The 236-nt window shown below is 37.7% G+C and carries 1 protein-coding gene; it reads left to right on the top strand.

Features of this window, described 5'->3' with window-relative positions; all coding sequences use genetic code 11:
- On the top strand, positions 1–223 hold a 223-nt coding region (locus FPQ13_RS13885), incomplete at its 5' end, for a hypothetical protein (RefSeq protein WP_425456880.1).
- Positions 224–236 lie beyond the last annotated feature (13 nt).

Below are 236 nucleotides of genomic sequence, written 5' to 3'. Positions count from 1 at the left end.
GCTTTCATGGGATTTAGGTAGGCAAGTGATAAGTTACTTAAAAACATCTTTGGAGTTCTCCGATAAAGAAATCAAAAACAACCGGGATTTATTTGTAACAGCACAAATGGAACTTCCAGACATCATGACAGAACTCGCCATACTTAGAGGAAAATCAAGGACAAAAACAAATCCAAAAGGGTGGATTATAAACGCCCTTAAAGGGAAAATCAAGGATAAGTGACAAGATTACCCCG

It is taken from the genome of Allobacillus salarius (genome assembly GCF_007559425.1).
Taxonomy (GTDB): Bacteria; Bacillota; Bacilli; order Bacillales; family Alkalibacillaceae; genus Allobacillus; species Allobacillus salarius.
This window is presented reverse-complemented; position numbering and strand designations above follow the sequence as displayed.